The 16,348-nt window shown below is 71.6% G+C and carries 13 protein-coding genes, 1 tRNA gene and 1 pseudogene; 10 read left to right on the forward strand and 5 right to left on the reverse strand.

Annotation, left to right across the window (positions count from 1 at the left end; all coding sequences use genetic code 11):
- Positions 1 to 213 precede the first annotated feature (213 nt).
- The 3 genes and pseudogenes from ACIF8S_RS14135 to ACIF8S_RS14145 all read right to left on the reverse strand — a co-directional run bounded on the left by ACIF8S_RS14135 (position 214) and on the right by ACIF8S_RS14145 (position 3,660).
- A complete protein-coding gene (locus tag ACIF8S_RS14135; protein ID WP_349798587.1) occupies positions 214 to 543 on the reverse strand; it encodes an FmdB family zinc ribbon protein in 330 nt (109 codons plus the stop codon).
- A 67-nt stretch (positions 544 to 610) separates the two neighbouring features.
- Positions 611 to 1,903 carry an MFS transporter gene (locus ACIF8S_RS14140; RefSeq protein ID WP_399999364.1) on the reverse strand — a complete coding sequence of 431 codons (1,293 nt, stop codon included), beginning with the start codon at positions 1,901 to 1,903 and terminating at the stop codon, positions 611 to 613.
- Positions 1,904 to 2,128: 225 nt separating this feature from the next.
- Positions 2,129 to 3,660, reverse strand: a pseudogene (locus ACIF8S_RS14145) (potassium/proton antiporter).
- Positions 3,661 to 3,920: 260 nt separating this feature from the next.
- Between ACIF8S_RS14145 and ACIF8S_RS14150 the strand changes: the two are divergent.
- A complete protein-coding gene (locus tag ACIF8S_RS14150; RefSeq protein WP_399999365.1) occupies positions 3,921 to 6,734 on the forward strand; it encodes a penicillin acylase family protein in 2,814 nt (937 codons plus the stop codon).
- Positions 6,735 to 6,798: 64 nt separating this feature from the next.
- Here the strand turns inward: ACIF8S_RS14150 and ACIF8S_RS14155 are convergent, their stop codons facing one another.
- Positions 6,799 to 7,443, reverse strand: coding sequence for a 5-formyltetrahydrofolate cyclo-ligase (locus ACIF8S_RS14155; RefSeq protein ID WP_399999367.1), 645 nt, complete (start codon positions 7,441 to 7,443; stop codon positions 6,799 to 6,801).
- 92 nt (positions 7,444 to 7,535) lie between these two features.
- Here ACIF8S_RS14155 and galU point away from each other — a divergent pair, with 92 nt between their 5' ends.
- The 7 genes from galU (at position 7,536) to ACIF8S_RS14190 (ending at position 13,133) form a co-directional block, all read left to right on the forward strand.
- Complete coding sequence (gene galU, locus ACIF8S_RS14160; RefSeq protein ID WP_145826872.1) at positions 7,536 to 8,447, forward strand: UTP--glucose-1-phosphate uridylyltransferase GalU; 912 nt, start codon at positions 7,536 to 7,538, stop codon at positions 8,445 to 8,447.
- On the forward strand, positions 8,444 to 9,766 hold the full coding sequence (glp, locus tag ACIF8S_RS14165; protein WP_399999368.1) for a gephyrin-like molybdotransferase Glp: 1,323 nt from the start codon (positions 8,444 to 8,446) through the stop codon (positions 9,764 to 9,766). The genes galU and glp overlap by 4 nt, the downstream gene beginning before the upstream one ends.
- An 86-nt stretch (positions 9,767 to 9,852) precedes the next feature.
- The gene (gene moaC, locus ACIF8S_RS14170) at positions 9,853 to 10,368 is read left to right on the forward strand and encodes a cyclic pyranopterin monophosphate synthase MoaC (RefSeq protein ID WP_215213461.1); all 516 of its coding nucleotides are present in this window, start codon (positions 9,853 to 9,855) and stop codon (positions 10,366 to 10,368) included.
- Positions 10,365 to 10,886: a molybdenum cofactor biosynthesis protein B gene (locus ACIF8S_RS14175; protein ID WP_399999370.1), complete on the forward strand. Its 522-nt coding sequence runs from the start codon at positions 10,365 to 10,367 to the stop codon at positions 10,884 to 10,886. The genes moaC and ACIF8S_RS14175 overlap by 4 nt, the downstream gene beginning before the upstream one ends.
- A gap of 23 nt (positions 10,887 to 10,909) precedes the next feature.
- The gene (locus tag ACIF8S_RS14180) at positions 10,910 to 11,566 is read left to right on the forward strand and encodes a GNAT family N-acetyltransferase (protein WP_399999463.1); all 657 of its coding nucleotides are present in this window, start codon (positions 10,910 to 10,912) and stop codon (positions 11,564 to 11,566) included.
- 173 nt (positions 11,567 to 11,739) lie between these two features.
- A complete protein-coding gene (glpR, locus tag ACIF8S_RS14185) occupies positions 11,740 to 12,999 on the forward strand; it encodes a gephyrin-like molybdotransferase receptor GlpR (protein ID WP_399999371.1) in 1,260 nt (419 codons plus the stop codon).
- Positions 13,000 to 13,059: 60 nt separating this feature from the next.
- A tRNA-Ala gene (locus ACIF8S_RS14190) sits at positions 13,060 to 13,133 on the forward strand.
- Positions 13,134 to 13,342: 209 nt separating this feature from the next.
- Here the strand turns inward: ACIF8S_RS14190 and ACIF8S_RS14195 are convergent.
- Entirely contained in the window at positions 13,343 to 14,221 is an 879-nt protein-coding gene (locus ACIF8S_RS14195) for a YwqG family protein (protein WP_399999372.1), read from the reverse strand.
- 267 nt (positions 14,222 to 14,488) lie between these two features.
- On the opposite strand from ACIF8S_RS14195, the gene ACIF8S_RS14200 reads away from it, so the two are divergent.
- Both ACIF8S_RS14200 and ACIF8S_RS14205 read left to right on the forward strand, forming a co-directional pair.
- The gene (locus ACIF8S_RS14200) at positions 14,489 to 15,946 is read left to right on the forward strand and encodes an aldehyde dehydrogenase family protein (RefSeq protein ID WP_399999373.1); all 1,458 of its coding nucleotides are present in this window, start codon (positions 14,489 to 14,491) and stop codon (positions 15,944 to 15,946) included.
- A gap of 129 nt (positions 15,947 to 16,075) precedes the next feature.
- On the forward strand, positions 16,076 to 16,348 hold the full coding sequence (locus ACIF8S_RS14205) for a hypothetical protein (protein ID WP_399999374.1): 273 nt from the start codon (positions 16,076 to 16,078) through the stop codon (positions 16,346 to 16,348).

The raw sequence follows: 16,348 nt of genomic DNA on the forward strand, positions 1-16,348 counted from the left end.
CGCCTCGCAGAGGCACCGGCCGCCGCAACGCCGGACCCGCACCCACGCACCGTGAAGCCCACGGAAACGCCGAACCCGGCGGAAACTCAGGACCCGGCGGGGACGGAAGCCGCCCGGCGGCGACGGAAGCCCGGCGGCGACGGAAAACGCGGCCGGGACGGAAGCCCGGCGCCGACGGAAGCCGATCGGGACGGAGAACCCGGCGGGAGCGCCCTACGCGGCCGTCGTGCTCGTGGAGCTGCCCGACGACCCGGACGACGACGCGCTCGAACCGGACGACGTGCTCGACCCGGAGTCCGAGGACGAGGAGCCGGACGACGAGGACCCGGAGGACTTCGACGACGCGGGGGACGAGCTCGACGAGGCGCCACGGCTGTCGTTGCGGTAGAAACCGGAGCCCTTGAAGACGATGCCGACCGCGGAGAACACCTTCTTCAGGCGGCCCTGGCAGTTGGGGCACTCGGTCAGGGCGTCGTCGGTGAACTTCTGCACCGCCTCGAGGCCCTCGCCGCACTCGGTGCACTGGTACTGGTAGGTCGGCACTGTCTTCCTCCTGGCACTCTCACTCAATGAGTGCTAACGACGCTCCATAGTGACGCATTCCGTGGGCCTAGTCCACTGCGACGGGCTCGCGGTGACCCATGCCACGTGCGACCGTACGCCCCCGCGAACCGCCCGCGAGCCGCGAGCGCAGGGCCAGCAGCGTCGCGAAGGCCAGCAGGGTGCCGGTCATCGGCACCAGGAATCCGGCACCGTCCCACAAGCGGTCCTCGAGCTGTCCCGCGACCGTGACGGCGGCGGCCTGGCCGAGCGCGACGGCGCCCGTCAGCCAGGTGAACGCCTCGGTGCGGGCCCCGGCCGGGACCAGGCTCTCCACCAGCGTGTAACCGGTGATCAGCGCAGGCGCGATGCACATGCCGACCAGCAGGCCCAGCGCGGCCAGCAGCAGCGCCGAATGGGCGGTCCACAGGGCGGACGCGGCGAGCGCCAGGGCGGCGTGGGCGAGGACCAGGCGGCGCTGCGGGGAGACCTTCCAGGCGATCGCGCCACAGGCGATGCCGGCGAGCATGTTGCCCGCGGCGAAGACGCCGTAGAGGACGCCGTTCAGGCCCGGTTCGCCGATGGACTCGGTGAACGCGGCCAGTGAGACCTGCATGCCGCCGAAGACGGAACCGATGCCGAGGAACGTCACGATCAGCACCCGCACTCCGGGCACGCGCAGGGCGGACGCGGTCCGTACGCGCGCGTGGCCGTCGCCGGTCGCGGCGACCGGCGGCTGGGTGCCCTTCTGCGCGGCGAACAGCAGGCCGCCGATCAGGGTGAGCGCGGCCTCGGTGACGAGTCCGGCGGCCGGGTCGACCGTCGTGCACAGGGCCGTCGCCAGCAGCGGGCCGACGACGAAGGTGAACTCGTCGGTGACGGACTCGAAGGCGGCCGCGGTCGCCATGAGCGGGGAGCCCTTGAGGCGGACGCCCCAGCGGGCGCGCACCATGGGCCCGACCTGCGGCACCGAGGCCCCGGTGGGCACGGCGGCGGCGAACAGCGCCCACAGGGGGGCGTGCTGGAGGGCCAGGGCGGTGAGGGTGAGTCCGGCCGCCGTGTGCACCAGGACACCGGGCATCAGGACGGCACGCTGCCCGTGGCGGTCGGCGAGCCTGCCGCTCCAGGGGGCGAACAGCGCCATGGAGACGCCGGTGACGGCGGCGACGGCGCCGGCCGCGCCGTAGGAGCCGGTGGTGTGCTGGACGAGCAGCACGATGGAGAGGGTGAGCATGGCGAACGGCTGGCGTGCCGCGAAGCCGGGGAGCAGGAACGTCCACGCGCCGCGCGTGCGCAGCAGTCGGCCGTATCCCGGTCGGGAGGTGGCCGCCGAGTCCTTCGACGTGGTGACCGTGGATGCCACGGCCCGTGCCTTTCCGCCACCTGGTAGCGCCCCGCGCGAAGTCGCACGGGCACGCCGAGAGCTGTCCTCTTGCGCTGACTGCGGTAGATACCGGCGCCACAGCTCAGGGCGCCCGGCCGCCATACGGTCGCGCCAGCTCTGCGTCAGGCAGAGTTGGTTCGATCTGGGGTCGCTTCATGATACAGGGGACCGGCCGTGCCTACGCCTGTGAAAGTGAGCACCTTCTCAGCGTCCGGCCTGCGATCCGTCGGTGCCCAGCCAGCCGGCCAGCTTGCCGCCCCGGGCGACCGCGCGCAGCCGCCGCTCCGTCGCGTCCCGTACCGGGTCGGTGGCGACGACGAGGAGTTCGTCCCCGCGGCGCAGCATCGTCTGCGGCAGCGGTACGAAGGACGTGTCGTCGCGTACGACGAGGGTGACGGCGGATCCGGTCGGCAGCCGCAGTTCGCCGACCTCGACGCCGTGCATCCGCGACCCGGCGGGCACGGTGACCGACAGCAGGTGTCCGCGCAGCCGCTCCAGGGGCGCCGACTCGACGCCGAGGTCGGCGGCGCCGGAGTCCCCGAGCCGGAGCACGCGGGCCAGCCAGGGCAGCGTCGGGCCCTGGACGAGGGTGTAGACGACGACCAGCAGGAAGACGATGTTGAAGATCCGCTCGCTGGCCTCGACGCCCTGCACCATCGGGATGGTCGCCAGGACGATGGGCACGGCGCCGCGCAGTCCCGCCCAGGACATCAGCGTCTGCTCCTGCCAGGACACCCGGAACGGCAGCAGGCACACGATCACGCTGAGCGGGCGGGCCACCATGGTGAGTACGAGTCCGACCACCAGCGCGGGCACGATGTCGTCGCCGAGTTCGTGCGGGGTGACCAGCAGGCCGAGCAGCACGAACATGCCGATCTGGGCGAGCCAGCCGAGTCCTTCGGCGAAACCGCGGGTGGCGGGCCAGTGCGGCAGCTTGGCGTTGCCGAGCAGCATGGAGGCGAGGTAGACGGCGAGGAATCCGCTGCCGTGGGCGAGCGCGCCGGCCGCGTAGGCGGTCACCGCGATGGCCATGACGGCGATCGGGTAGAGGCCGGAGGCGGGCAGCGCCACGTGCCGCAGACCCAGGGCGCCGAGCCAGCCGACGGCGAGGCCGATGGCGGCGCCGAGGGCCAGCTCCAGGACTATCTCGCCGATCAGCACGTACCAGTGCTCCACCGGACCGGCCGTGGAGAAGGCCACCACCAGGATGACGACGGGGGCGTCGTTGAAGCCGGACTCCGCTTCGAGGGTGCCCCGCACCCGTGACGGGAGCGGCACCTTGCGCAGCACCGAGAAGACGGCCGCCGCGTCCGTCGAGGACACCACCGCGCCGATGATCAGCGCCTGCCGCCACTCCAGCCCGATCAGCAGGTGCGCCGCCGTCGCGGTCACCCCGACGCTCACCGCGACGCCGGCCAGCGCGAGCGCGGAGGCGGCGGGCAGCACCGGTCTGATCTCGGTCCACTTCGTCCCCAGACCGCCCTCGGCGAGGATCACGACCAGGGCGGCGTACCCGATGACCTGGGTCAGTTCGGCGTTGTCGAACTGGACGTCACCGATGCCGTCCTGTCCGATGGCGATGCCGATGCCCAGGTAGACAAGCAGGCTGGGGAGCCCGCTGCGCGAGGAGATCCGGACCGCCGCGACGGCGACGAGCAGGACGATCGCACAGACGAGCAGGAGCTGGTTGAGGTGGTGGACAGTCAGCGGCGTTCCCTTCCCCGACTCAGGCGCACCCGCGCGTGAGCTCATGTCCACCGCGGGCGATGCGACCGCTTTACCGCTGAACCGCTTCGTTTGTCACGGCGAACTACTTCGTTACCTTACCTAACTCTTGACGCGTTCTTGACGCGAAGCACGGCATGATCGAACGTCCGTCCGGGCTGGTTCCCGACTCCGCGTCAAGGGGCGCCGGGCCCTGCGCCTATCGTTGCTCCAGCGCTCAGTTAAAAGCACAGCCCGACCTGCCGCTCGCGTTAGGACAGCAAGGACAGCGATGCCCACCGACACCACCGCCGCCCCAACGGGTCAGCAGGCCGCCGGCACGTCCGGCAGGAAGAAGGGGCGCAAAGGCCGTCTCCTCGTGCTCGTCCTGGTGCTGGCCCTGATCGGAGGCGTCGCCTACGGGGCGTACTGGTCCATCAGTACCGTGCGCGCCTCCTTCCCGCAGACCAAGGGCTCGATCACCCTCGACGGCCTCTCGGGCCCCGTCGACGTCAAACGTGACGGCTACGGCATCCCGCAGCTCTACGCCTCCTCCGACGAGGACCTGTTCATGGCGCAGGGCTACGTCCAGGCGCAGGACCGGTTCTACGAGATGGACGTGCGCCGGCACATGACGTCCGGCCGCCTCTCGGAGATGTTCGGTTCCGGCCAGGTCGACAACGACGCCTTCCTGCGCACCCTCGGCTGGGACCGGATCGCGAAGCGCGAGTACGAGGAGAAGCTCTCCCCCGCCACCAAGAAGTACCTCCAGGCGTACGCCAAGGGCGTCAACGCCTACCTGGAGGGCAAGGAGGGCAAGGAGATCTCCCTGGAGTACGCGGCGCTGGGCTTCGAGAACGACTACACCCCGGGCGCGTGGACGCCGGTCGACTCGGTGTCCTGGCTGAAGGCGATGGCCTGGGACCTGCGCGGCAACATGCAGGACGAGATCGACCGGGCGCTGATGACCAGCCGCCTCGGCCCGAAGCAGATCGCCGACCTGTACCCGGAATACCCGTACGCCCGGAACAAGCCGATCGTGCAGGAGGGCGGCTACGACGAGGGCAGCGGCGAGTACGAGCAGGGTGAGGGCGGCTCGGGTTCCGGTGACGGCTCCGGCTCCGGGGACGGCTCCGGCTCCGAGCTCGACAACGGCACCGGCACCGGCACGGGGGACGGCAGCGGGGACGGCACCGGCACCGGGGGCTCGGGCGCCGAGACCCAGCTGGCGGGTCTGCAGCAGGTGCTGCAGGACCTCCCCACCGCCGTCGGCATCAACGGCGACGGCATCGGCTCCAACTCCTGGGTGGTCGCGGGCGAGCACACCGTCTCCGGCAAGCCGCTACTGGCCAACGACCCGCACCTGTCGGCCTCGCTCCCGTCCGTCTGGTACCAGATGGGCCTGCACTGCCGCAGCGTCTCCGACAAGTGCCGCTACGACGTCACCGGTTACACCTTCGCGGGCATGCCCGGCGTGGTCATCGGCCACAACCAGGACATCGCCTGGGGCCTGACCAACTCCGGCGTCGACGTCACCGACCTGTACCTGGAGAAGATCACCGGCGACGGCTACCAGTACGACGGCAAGGTGGTGCCGTTCGAGACGCGCGAGGAGACCATCAAGGTCGCCGGCGGCGCCTCGCGGAAGATCGTCATCCGTGAGACGAACAACGGCCCGCTGCTGTCGGACCGTTCGGACGAGCTGGTGAAGACCGGCAAGAAGGCCGCCGTCGAGAGCGCCGCCCCCGACCGGGGCGAGGGCTACGCGGTCGCGCTGCGCTGGACCGCCCTGGACCCCGGCCGCACCATGGACGCCGTGTTCGCGATCAACCGCGCCAAGGACTGGGGTGACTTCCGCGAGGCGGCCGAGCTGTTCGAGGTGCCCTCGCAGAACCTCGTCTACGCGGACACCGACGGCAACATCGGCTACACCCTGCCCGGCAGGATCCCGACGCGCGCGAAGGGCCACGACGGTTCGCTGCCCGCCCCCGGCTGGGACCCCGGCCACGAGTGGAAGGGCTGGGTCGGTCAGGACGAACTGCCCTACGAGTACAACCCGGAGCGCGGCTACATCGTCACCGCCAACCAGGCCGTCGTCGGCAAGGACTACCCGTACACGCTGACCACGGACTGGGGCTACGGCGCCCGGAGCCAGCGGATCAACGACCTGATCCAGTCGAAGATCAAGGACGGCGGGAAGATCTCCACCGACGACATGCGGCAGATGCAGCTGGACAACTCCAGCTCCATCGCCAAGCTGCTGGTGCCCGAACTGCTGAAGATCGACGTCGGCGACGAGCACGTGCGCGAGGCGCAGAAGCTGCTGGAGGGCTGGGACTACACCCAGGACGCCGACTCGGCGGCCGCCGCCTACTTCAACGCCGTCTGGCGCAACATCCTCAAGCTGTCCTTCGGCCACAAGCTGCCCAAGGAAGTGCGGGTGGAGGGCCAGTGCGTGTGGGTCGACCCGGTCAACACCACCGGCCCGGCCGACAAGGCGGGCAAGGTCCGCGAGTGCGGCCAGCGCTCCGCGAGCCAGGCGCAGCCCGACGGCGGCGACCGCTGGTTCGAGGTGGTCCGCCGGCTGATGGCCGACGAGGACAGCGAGTGGTGGACCACGCCCAAGCGCGGCACCCGTCCCGCCGCCGACAACCGTGACGAGCTGTTCAAGCGGGCCCTGATCGACGCCCGCTGGGAGCTGACCGCCAAGCTCGGCAAGGACATCGACAGCTGGAGCTGGGGCCGGCTGCACCGGCTGTTCCTGAAGAACCAGACCCTCGGCACCGAGGGCCCCGGCTTCCTGCAGTACGCGCTCAACCGCGGCCCGTGGAAGCTCGGCGGCGGCGAGGCCACCGTCAACGCGACCGGCTGGAACGCCGCCGGGGGCTACGGCGTGGTGTGGGTGCCGTCCATGCGGATGGTGGTCAACCTCGGCGACCTCGACAAGTCCCGCTGGATCAACCTCACCGGCGCCTCCGGGCACGCCTACAGCGCCCACTACGTCGACCAGACGGACAAGTGGGCCGAGGGCGAACTGCTGGAGTGGGCCTACTCGGAGAAGGCGGTCGAGGACGGCACCAGCGACACGCTGCTGCTCAAGCCCTGACCGCCCGCACCCCGCGGACCACCGGACCGGCCTCCACGCGCGCGTGGAGGCCGGTCCTCGTGTGTCAGGGGGCGTCGCCGGGCGCCTGCGGGCCGGGGCCGAACCGGCGCACCCCCGAGGGGGTCACCACCGCGTGCACCGGCCGGTCGTGCGGCTCCGCCGGCACCCGCTCCACGACCTCCCCGTCGTACAGCAGCACCACCAGGGCCGGGTGGACGCCCGCGCGGTCCAGCCGGGCGAGGACCCGGTCGTAGGAGCCGCCGCCGCGGCCCAGCCGCATCCCGCGGGCGTCCACCGACAGGCCCGGCAGCAGCACGGCGTCCGCCTCCGTCACGGTGTCGGGGCCCAGCCGCTCCCCGGCCGGCTCCAGCAGCGTCATCCGTCCACCGTGCCTCACCGGAACGAGGGAGCCCGCTCCGTCGTAGACGCCCCACGCCAGGTCGTTGTCCGGCAGCAGGGCCGGCAGCAGCACGCGCGTCCCCCGCGCGCGCAGCGCGTCCAGCAGAGCGAGGGTGCCGGGTTCACTGCCGACGGAGACGTACGCGGCCACCGTCTTGGCCCCGGCCAGCTCGGGCAGCGCGAGGGCGTGGCGGGCCAGGGCCTCCGCGTGCGTCCGGACGTCATCGTCCGTCAACGCGTTCCTCACCCGCAGGACTTCGCGCCGTCGCTCTCGTTTGTCAGGTTCGACCCGACCCCGGTTGTGTCTCAAGTCCGTCCCCGTACTGTCGCAATATGCTCATATGAGAAGTAATTCATCGGAGTCACAGATTCAGTGCAAAGACACCGGCTAGGGTGTCGGCCATGTCTCAGTCACACCCTCGGATCAGCAAGGCTGTCATCCCCGCAGCCGGCCTCGGCACCCGGTTCCTGCCGGCCACGAAGGCCACGCCTAAGGAGATGCTGCCGGTGGTCGACAAGCCGGCGATCCAGTACGTGGTCGAAGAGGCCGTGGCCGCCGGTCTCGACGACGTCCTCATGGTGACGGGCCGCAACAAGCGCCCCCTGGAGGACCACTTCGACCGCAATTATGAACTGGAATCCGCCCTGGAGAAGAAGGGCGACGGCGAACGCCTCGCCAAGGTCCAGGAGTCCAGCGACCTCGCCACCATGCACTACGTCCGCCAGGGTGACCCCAGGGGACTCGGCCACGCCGTGCTGTGCGCCGCTCCGCACGTCGGCGACGAGCCCTTCGCCGTCCTCCTCGGCGACGACCTGATCGACCCGCGCGACCCTCTGCTCCAGCGCATGATCGAGATCCAGCAGGAGTGCGGCGGAAGCGTCGTCGCGCTCATGGAGGTGGCCCCCGAGCAGATCCACCTCTACGGCTCCGCCGCCGTCGAGGCCACCGGGCACGACGACGTCGTCAAGGTCAGCGGCCTGGTCGAGAAGCCCTCCCGTGAGGAGGCGCCCTCCCACTACGCCATCATCGGCCGCTACGTCCTCGACCCGGCCGTCTTCGACGTGCTCCGCAAGACCGAGCCCGGCCGCGGCGGGGAGATCCAGCTGACCGACGCCCTGCAGCAGCTCGCGGCGGACGAGAAACTCGGCGGCCCGGTGCACGGCGTGGTCTTCCACGGCCGCCGCTATGACACCGGTGACCGCGGCGACTACCTGCGTGCCATTGTCCGACTCGCGTGCGAACGTGAGGACCTGGGCCCGGACTTCCGGGACTGGCTCCAGCGATTCGTCACCGAGGAGATGCAGCAACCTTGAGCAGCGCCGCGCCCCGCACCGCAGAACCGGACCACCTCTGGTCGGTGGACGAGCACCTGGACGACATCCTCGCGACCGTCCGCCCGCTCGAACCCATCGAGCTGAACCTCCTCGACGCCCAGGGCTGCGTCCTGGTCGAGGACATCACGGTGCCGGTCTCCCTGCCCCCGTTCGACAACAGCTCGATGGACGGCTACGCGGTGCGGGTCACCGACGTCGCGGGCGCGAGCGAGCAGTACCCCGCCTCCCTGGAGGTCGTCGGCGACGTCGCCGCCGGAGCGGCCGACCTCCTGCACGTCGGCCCCGGCCAGGCCGCCCGCATCATGACCGGCGCCCCGCTGCCGCCCGGCGCCGAGACCGTCGTCCCCGTCGAGTGGACCGACGGCGGGCTGGGACAGGGTCCGGCCGCCGGGATGCGCGCCCGCAGCCTCGCACCCGAGGGCGCCGCCGGGCACGTCGAGGTGTACCGCCCGGCCCCCGCCCGCGCGCACGTGCGCGCGGCGGGCAGCGACGTCCGGGCCGGCGACCGCGCCCTGGACGCCGGTACCGTCCTCGGCCCGCCGCAGATCTCCCTGCTGGCCGCCATCGGCCGCGGCACAGTGCGGGTGCGCCCGCGCCCGCGCGTCGTGGTGCTCTCCACCGGCAGCGAACTCGCCCAGCCCGACGAGCCGCTGGGCCCCGGCCAGATCTACGACTCCAACAGCTTCGCCCTCACCGCCGCCGCGCGGGACGCCGGCGCGATCGCCTACCGCGTGGGCGCCGTCGCCGACGACGCCACGACCCTGCGCGACACCATCGAGGACCAGCTGGTGCGCGCCGACCTCATGGTCACCACGGGCGGCGTGAGCGTCGGGGCGTACGACGTGGTCAAGGAGGCGCTGTCGCACGCCGGCGACGAGGACGAGCCCGGCAGCGGCGTCGAGTTCCGCAAGCTCGCCATGCAGCCGGGCAAGCCGCAGGGCTTCGGCTCCATCGGCCCGGACCACACCCCGCTGCTGGCCCTGCCCGGCAACCCGGTCTCCTCCTACGTCTCCTTCGAGCTGTTCGTCCGCCCTGCCATCCGCACGCTCATGGGCCTGCGGGACGTCCACCGGCCGAGGGTGCGTGCGGAACTCCGCGCGGAGCGCGCGATCGGCTCGCCCAAGGGCCGCCGCCAGTTCCTGCGCGGCCGGTACGCCGACGGCACGGTGACCCCCGTGGGCGGCGCCGGATCACACCTCGTCGCGGCCCTCGCGCAGGCGAACGCGCTCCTCGTGGTCCCCGAGGACATCGAGGACGTCGCGCCGGGCACCGAGGTCGAGGTGGTCCTGCTCGGCTGAGCAGGGCCGGTTGGCGGTACCGTGTCGCGCACAGCAGGCCCGCGCCCCGCACCGCGCCGGGCCCGGACCGGGAGCGCCACACGATCATGACCGTGCCTTCCCGGGGGGACACCCCCGGACCCACCGACGACCAGTCCCGCCTTACCCACATCGACGAGGCGGGCGCCGCCCGCATGGTCGACGTGTCCGGCAAGGACGTCACCGCGCGCACCGCGCGGGCCACCGGCCGCGTGCTCGTCGCGCCCCGCGTGATCGAACTGCTGCGCGGCGAGGGCGTCCCCAAGGGCGACGCACTGGCCACCGCGCGCATCGCGGGCATCATGGGTGCCAAACGCACCCCCGACCTGATCCCGCTGTGCCACCCCCTGGCGCTGTCCGGTGTGAAACTGGACCTGTCGGTCGCGGACGACGCCGTGGAGATCGCGGCGACCGTGCGGACGACGGACCGCACGGGCGTCGAGATGGAAGCCCTCACCGCGGTCTCCGTCGCCGCGCTGACCGTGATCGACATGGTCAAGGCGGTCGACAAGGAGGCGGTCATCACGGACGTGCGGGTGGAGGAGAAGACGGGCGGCAAGTCGGGCGACTGGAGCCGGTCATGACGCCCTCCGCGGCCCCCTACCGGGCCCTGGTGGTCACGGCGTCCAACCGCGCCGCCGCCGGTGTCTACGAGGACACGGGCGGCCCGCTGATCGCCGAGGGCCTGCGGCGGTTCGGCTTCGCCGTCGACGGCCCGCGGGTCGTCCCCGACGGCGACCCCGTGGAGGCGGCCCTGCGCGCGGCCGTCGACGCCGGGTACGACGTCGTCGTCACCACCGGCGGCACCGGCATCTCGCCCACCGACCGCACCCCCGAGGCCACCCGCCGGGTCGTCGACCACGAGGTCCCCGGCATCGCCGAGGCCGTCCGCGCCTACGGCCGGGACAAGGTGCCCACCGCCGCCCTCTCCCGCGGACTCGCGGGCGTCGCGGGCGGCACGCTGATCGTCAACCTCCCGGGCTCCCGCGGCGGGGTGAAGGACGGCCTCGCCGTCCTGGAGCCGCTGCTGAAGCACGCGGTGGACCAGTTGCGCGGCGGGGACCACCCCCGCCCGGACGCCGGCGACGGAGGTGCGCGCTGAACGCCCCGTACTGGCCGGCGGAGCTGGTGGACGGCGACATCGTCCTCCGGCCGATAAAGCTGCGCGACCAGAAGGCGTGGCGTGAGGTCAACCGGCGCAACCGCGACTGGCTGCGGCCCTGGGAGGCGACCATCCCGCCGCCCACTCCCAGCGGACCGGTCATCCACCGCCCGACCTACCGGCAGATGGTGCGGCACCTGCGCTCCGAGGCGAACGCGGGCCGCATGCTCCCCTTCGTCATCGAGTACCAGGGGCGCCTCGTCGGGCAGTTGACGGTCGCCGGGATCACCTGGGGCTCGATGTGCTCGGGCCACATCGGCTACTGGGTGGACGAGGCGGTGGCCGGCCGGGGCGTGGTGCCCACGTCCGTGGCGATGGTCGTGGACCACTGTTTCCGCACCGTAGGACTGCACCGCATCGAGGTCTGCATTCGCCCGGAGAACGGGCCGAGCCGCAGGGTCGTGGAGAAACTCGGATTCCGCGAGGAGGGACTGCGCCCGCGCTATCTCCACATCGACGGCGCCTGGCGCGACCATCTCGTGTTCGCCCTCACCGCGGAAGAAGTCCCCGACGGTCTGCTCGCCCGCTGGCGCCGGACCCGCGCGCAGGAGCGGTCCCGCCATGAGCTGCCCGGACGCGAGCAGCACGGCCGGGGAATCCCGCACGGACCGAGTAATTGAATATACGTTCGAATTGCGGCGCTGGGTGACCGTCTGGGAACCGGCAATTACCGGGTTCCGGCGACTGTCTGATCGCATCCATCACAAGAAAAGTTCGAAATATCAGCCAGATCGTGCGACACACCGGCCCAATTGGCCTATGGCCTCCTGCAAACCCCTCTACGGTGTGAGACGTGAGCAGCAGCGGCCTCATCTACGCAGTCATTGTCGGGGCCTGGGCCGCCTACTTGGTGCCGATGTGGCTCCGTAGGCAGGACGAGCTGAACGAGGCACGTCCGACGGAACGCTTCAGCACCGCCATCCGATTGCTGTCCGGACGGGCGGGCATGGAGCGCCGGTACGCCAAGGACCTGCGGACGCGCTCCACCGACGAGGGGGAGCGAAGCGTCCACGACCCGGATGCGATCACCGACTCGGTGGACGTCCGGGCCTTCGCCGTGTCCCAGACCCGTCCGCAGACCCAGGCGCCCGTACCGCCCGCCCCCGAGGAGCGGCAGGAACCCGAGCGCCCCGCCCGGGCCCCGCAGGAGCGCGCGGCGCCGCGTGCGCCCGAAGCGCGCGTACCCGAACCGGCCGCCGCGCGGGGCACGGGCGCGCAGGGCACGGGTGCGCAGGGCCGCGTCCCCGCCGCCCGCCGCGCACCGGACGCCCGCCACGACCGGACCGCGCAGGCCGCCGCCGAACGCGCCCGGCGCTCCAAGGTGCTCGCGCGCCGTCGGCGCACCATCACGATGCTGTTCCTCGCCTTCACCCTCGGCGCGATCGTCGCCGCCGTCGGCGGACTGGCGTTCCTGTGGGCGCCGGGCGTGCCCGCCGTGATGCTCAGCGCCTACATCGGCTACCTCCGCTCCCAGGAGCGCCGCCGGTTCGCCTACCAGATGGACCGCCGCCAGGCCGAGGCCGCCGCACAGCGGCTGCGCGAGCGGCGGCCCCGCCGCCGGCCCACCGTCGACGAGGCCGACCCGGACGAACCGGAGGGCCCGGAATCGGGCACCGACACCGACCCCGGCCTCATGGCGCTCGCCGCGGACCGGCGCGCGCTCGTCGAGCAGACCGACCATGCCGAGTGGGTCGACCAGCAGCGCGAGCGCAGCAGGCGGCCCGGCCAGGGCGGCGACAGCTGGGACCCGGTCCCGGTGCCGCTCCCCACGTACGTGACCGCCCCGGTCGCCCCGCGCGCCTCCGGCGACGTGGACCTCGGCGCCCCGGACACCTGGAGCTCGGCCCGCTCCAGCGCCGTACCGGCCGACGAGGCGCAGGCGGCGGCCGCCGCCGAGGAACCGGACCCGGCGGTCCCCGACGACCGGGACACCGACGACGACCGCACCGACGCCCGCCGCGCCGCCTCCGCCCGCCGCTCCCGCGAGCGCGGCCGCACCCCCCTGTTCGACCAGTACGAGGACGGCGACCGGCCCAAGGCCGCGAACGAGTAGCACCCGGCCGACGGATTTTTGAGCACACCGATCGGGATGCTAAAGTTTCACTCGTTGCAAGGGCCTGTGGCGCAGTCCGGTAGCGCACCTCGTTCGCATCGAGGGGGCCAGGGGTTCAAATCCCCTCAGGTCCACGCACGACTGTTCTTGAGTCAGCTCAGGGATGGTGACAAGATCCCGTCCGATCGCAAGATCGGACGGGATCTTCGTCGTTTCGACCGTCCGTACGGGCGGCGAGAACGCGTGTGCCCCGTCCTGGACAGCTCAGCCGCAGCGGCGCGGGCAGCGTCCTGGCTCGGCAGGCTCAGTGTTACGGCACCCCGATCGGGAGGCGTCGTGGCCGTCAGCCGCACTGCCAGGTGAACATCGCCCGCTCGAAGCGCCGCTCGGCCAGATCCTCCGGGCGGATCAGCCAGTACAGGGCACCGGCATCGCCCCACATCATGTCCGCGGCTTCCTCGCTGTCGAACTGGGCCAACAGCACCCAGCCGCCGGCCTCCTCGGACAGCCGAGGGTCGTCCCAGGACACCTCGCCGTCCAGGACCGCCTCCGCGATCTCCAGCTCCACCGGGTTCTGTACGGAGTGGGCGTGGCCGCCGATCCGGTGCCCCACCTCGTCGTCGAACTCCCACAGCGCGTCGAGGAACTCCTGCGAGCAGACGGGATGGTCGTACCGGTTCCCCAGCGGGGCGGCCGGGGCGAAGGCGGCCCGCATGGACGGATGCCAGGGCTCGGTCGCCGTCATCTCCACCCGGGCAGTGAGCGGCACCACCGGATACGGCTTGAGCCCTGCAGGCGCCCCCCGCTCCGCCACCTCCTCGTCAGCCGCCACATGGAGCACGCGGGCACCCGCCCAGCTCTCCCGGTCCTCAGCCAGAACGAGAGCGTCGCCGTCGTCCAACTGCCCGTCGAAGTAGAAGAACAGCAGCGTCCCAGCCGCGGGCAGATCCATGTCCAGCGCAGCCACCGACAGGCGCGCGCAGTCGATCGAGGCAATGAAGGAGAGCGGACCGTGGCCCTCCCGTACCGGCCACTCCGCGGCAGTCGGCAAGGCTGGAAGACCACCGAGCCGCCCCGCCACGTCGTCGGAGCCAGTAGCTACCTCAAGACGCACGCCAGGGCGAAGCAGACCGATCCACTTCTCGGCATCCACCGGCGACAGATGCCGCGAGGCAAGGAGGCGAAGGGCGTCGCGGGAACCATGTGTCATGCGCCCGATCATGCACGGCGCCACTGACAGAGACCTCGTCGGTCTCAGCGAGCCAGGCCAGGGGTCACTCATCCCCGCAGCAGTCCCCACCAGGCCAGCCGGACTCCGCACACCGACAAGGCCCCCTCCCGGCGTCAGTTACTGACGTTCAGTACTGACGTAGCGAGCCGTCGCCCGGATGTCAGTCAGCTGACGGAGGCTGTCGGTACGGTGGCCGGGCCATTCTCGTGGAGACATCGAAACCGCCCGGTAGCCGGGCGGGACCACGAGGAGCGGACCATGAACACCATCGCGCAGCACTGGATCAACGGACGGTGGACCGGCTCCGGCTCGGTCCTGGAGTCGATCGACCCGGCCGACGGCACCGTCGTCGGCTCGTTCTACGACGGTGGCGAGGCGGAGGCCTCGGCCGCCGTGGACGCCGCCGCCGCCGCGTTCGAGACCACCGAATGGGCGCGCACTCCCTCGCTCCGGGCGACCGCGCTCAGCCGGCTGGCCGACGCCCTCGAGGCCCGGGTACCCGAGGTCGCGGCCATGTTGTCCCGGGAGAACGGCAAGCTGCTGGGTGAGACCACGTGGGAGGTCAGCGGCGCGGTCGGGTGGCTGCGGTACGCGGCGGCGTCCGCGCGTACCCAGACCGCCGGGCGCGCCGCCGAGACGGCACCCGGCCAGTACACCCACTCGGTGCCCGAGCCGCTCGGTGTCGCCGGGATCATCTCTCCCTGGAATTCCCCCGTCATGCTGACCGTGCGGGCACTGGGCCCGGCGCTGGCCGCGGGCTGCACCGTCGTGGTCAAGCTTCCGGCTCAGACGGCGCTGACCAACGAGCTTTTCGCGCAGGTCCTGGCCTCGGTCCCGGAGATCCCGGCGGGCGTGGTCAGCGTGTTCACCGAGTCCGGCAACACCGGGGCCCCGTTCCTGGTCTCCTCGGACAAGGTCGCAGTGATCAACTACACCGGCAGTACGCCGGTCGGGCGCCGTATCGCGGCCGCGGCCTCCACCACGCTCAAGCGGCTCGGCCTGGAACTGGGCGGCAAGGCGCCGATGGTGATCCTTCCCGACGCCGATCTGGACATGGTGATCCCGACCGTCGTGCAGTCGCTGGTGCTGATGAACGGGCAGTTCTGCTGCACCGGCTCCCGTGTACTGGTGCACCGGGACATCGCCGACCAGGTGCGCACCCGGCTCACCGACGCCCTCGCGCAGGTGCGGCTCGGCTCGGGCGACGACGAGAAGGCCCAGCTCGGCCCGGTGATCGACCGGGCGTCCGCCCAGCGGGTGGACGCGATCGTCGAGGAGGCCGCCTCGTACGGCACGGTGCTGCTGCGTGGCGGTGTGGTCACCGACGGCCCGCTGGCCGCCGGGGCGTTCTACCGGCCGAGCCTGATCGAGGTGGACCGCACCGACGTCCGGATCGTGCAGGAAGAGGTCTTCGGTCCGGTCCAGACGTTCGAGGTCTTCGACGACGAGGACGACGCCGTGACCAAGGCGAACGCCACCATCTACGGCCTGGCCGCCTCGGTGTTCAGCGCGGACTCGATGAAGGCCCGCCGGATCGCCCGGCGCATCCGCACCGGCACCGTGTGGATCAACACCTGGGGAGCCATCAGCGAGGACTTCGAGGAGGGCGGGGTCAAGGGAAGCGGCTACGGCTACCTGTGCGGCCCGCGAGCGATCGAGGAGTTCCAGGCCCTCAAGGTGTACGTGGAGCAGGACCACACCCAGTCCGCTCACTGATCAGAGCGTCACCTGGCCCGGCGCCCACGTGGGCGCCGGGCGGCCCATCACGCAGCGCCCACATCGCCTCGGTCGCGCAGGAACCGATGGAATCAAAACGCTACGCAGGACTGCGATCTGGAGTGTTCCATGAACAAACGAACCGTCTCCCATGCCTACGGTGCCGACGATCTTGGCCGCCCCACCGTTCCGGCCGCCGTCCGGCGTTGGAAGCTGTGGCTCCTCACCGTGTGCGGTATCTACCCCACCATCGTCCTGCTGGGCCTGGCCACGAACCCTGTGCTGGAGGATCTGTACCTGCCGGTGCGACTCGCCGTACTCGTCCCGGCGGCGGCAGCGGCGATGGTCTGGCAGATCAATCCCCGACTGCAGCGGCGTTTCGGAGCCTGGCTCACCAGATGA

It is taken from the genome of Streptomyces sp. NPDC085937, assembly GCF_044540535.1.
In the GTDB taxonomy this organism is placed as follows: domain Bacteria; phylum Actinomycetota; class Actinomycetes; order Streptomycetales; family Streptomycetaceae; genus Streptomyces.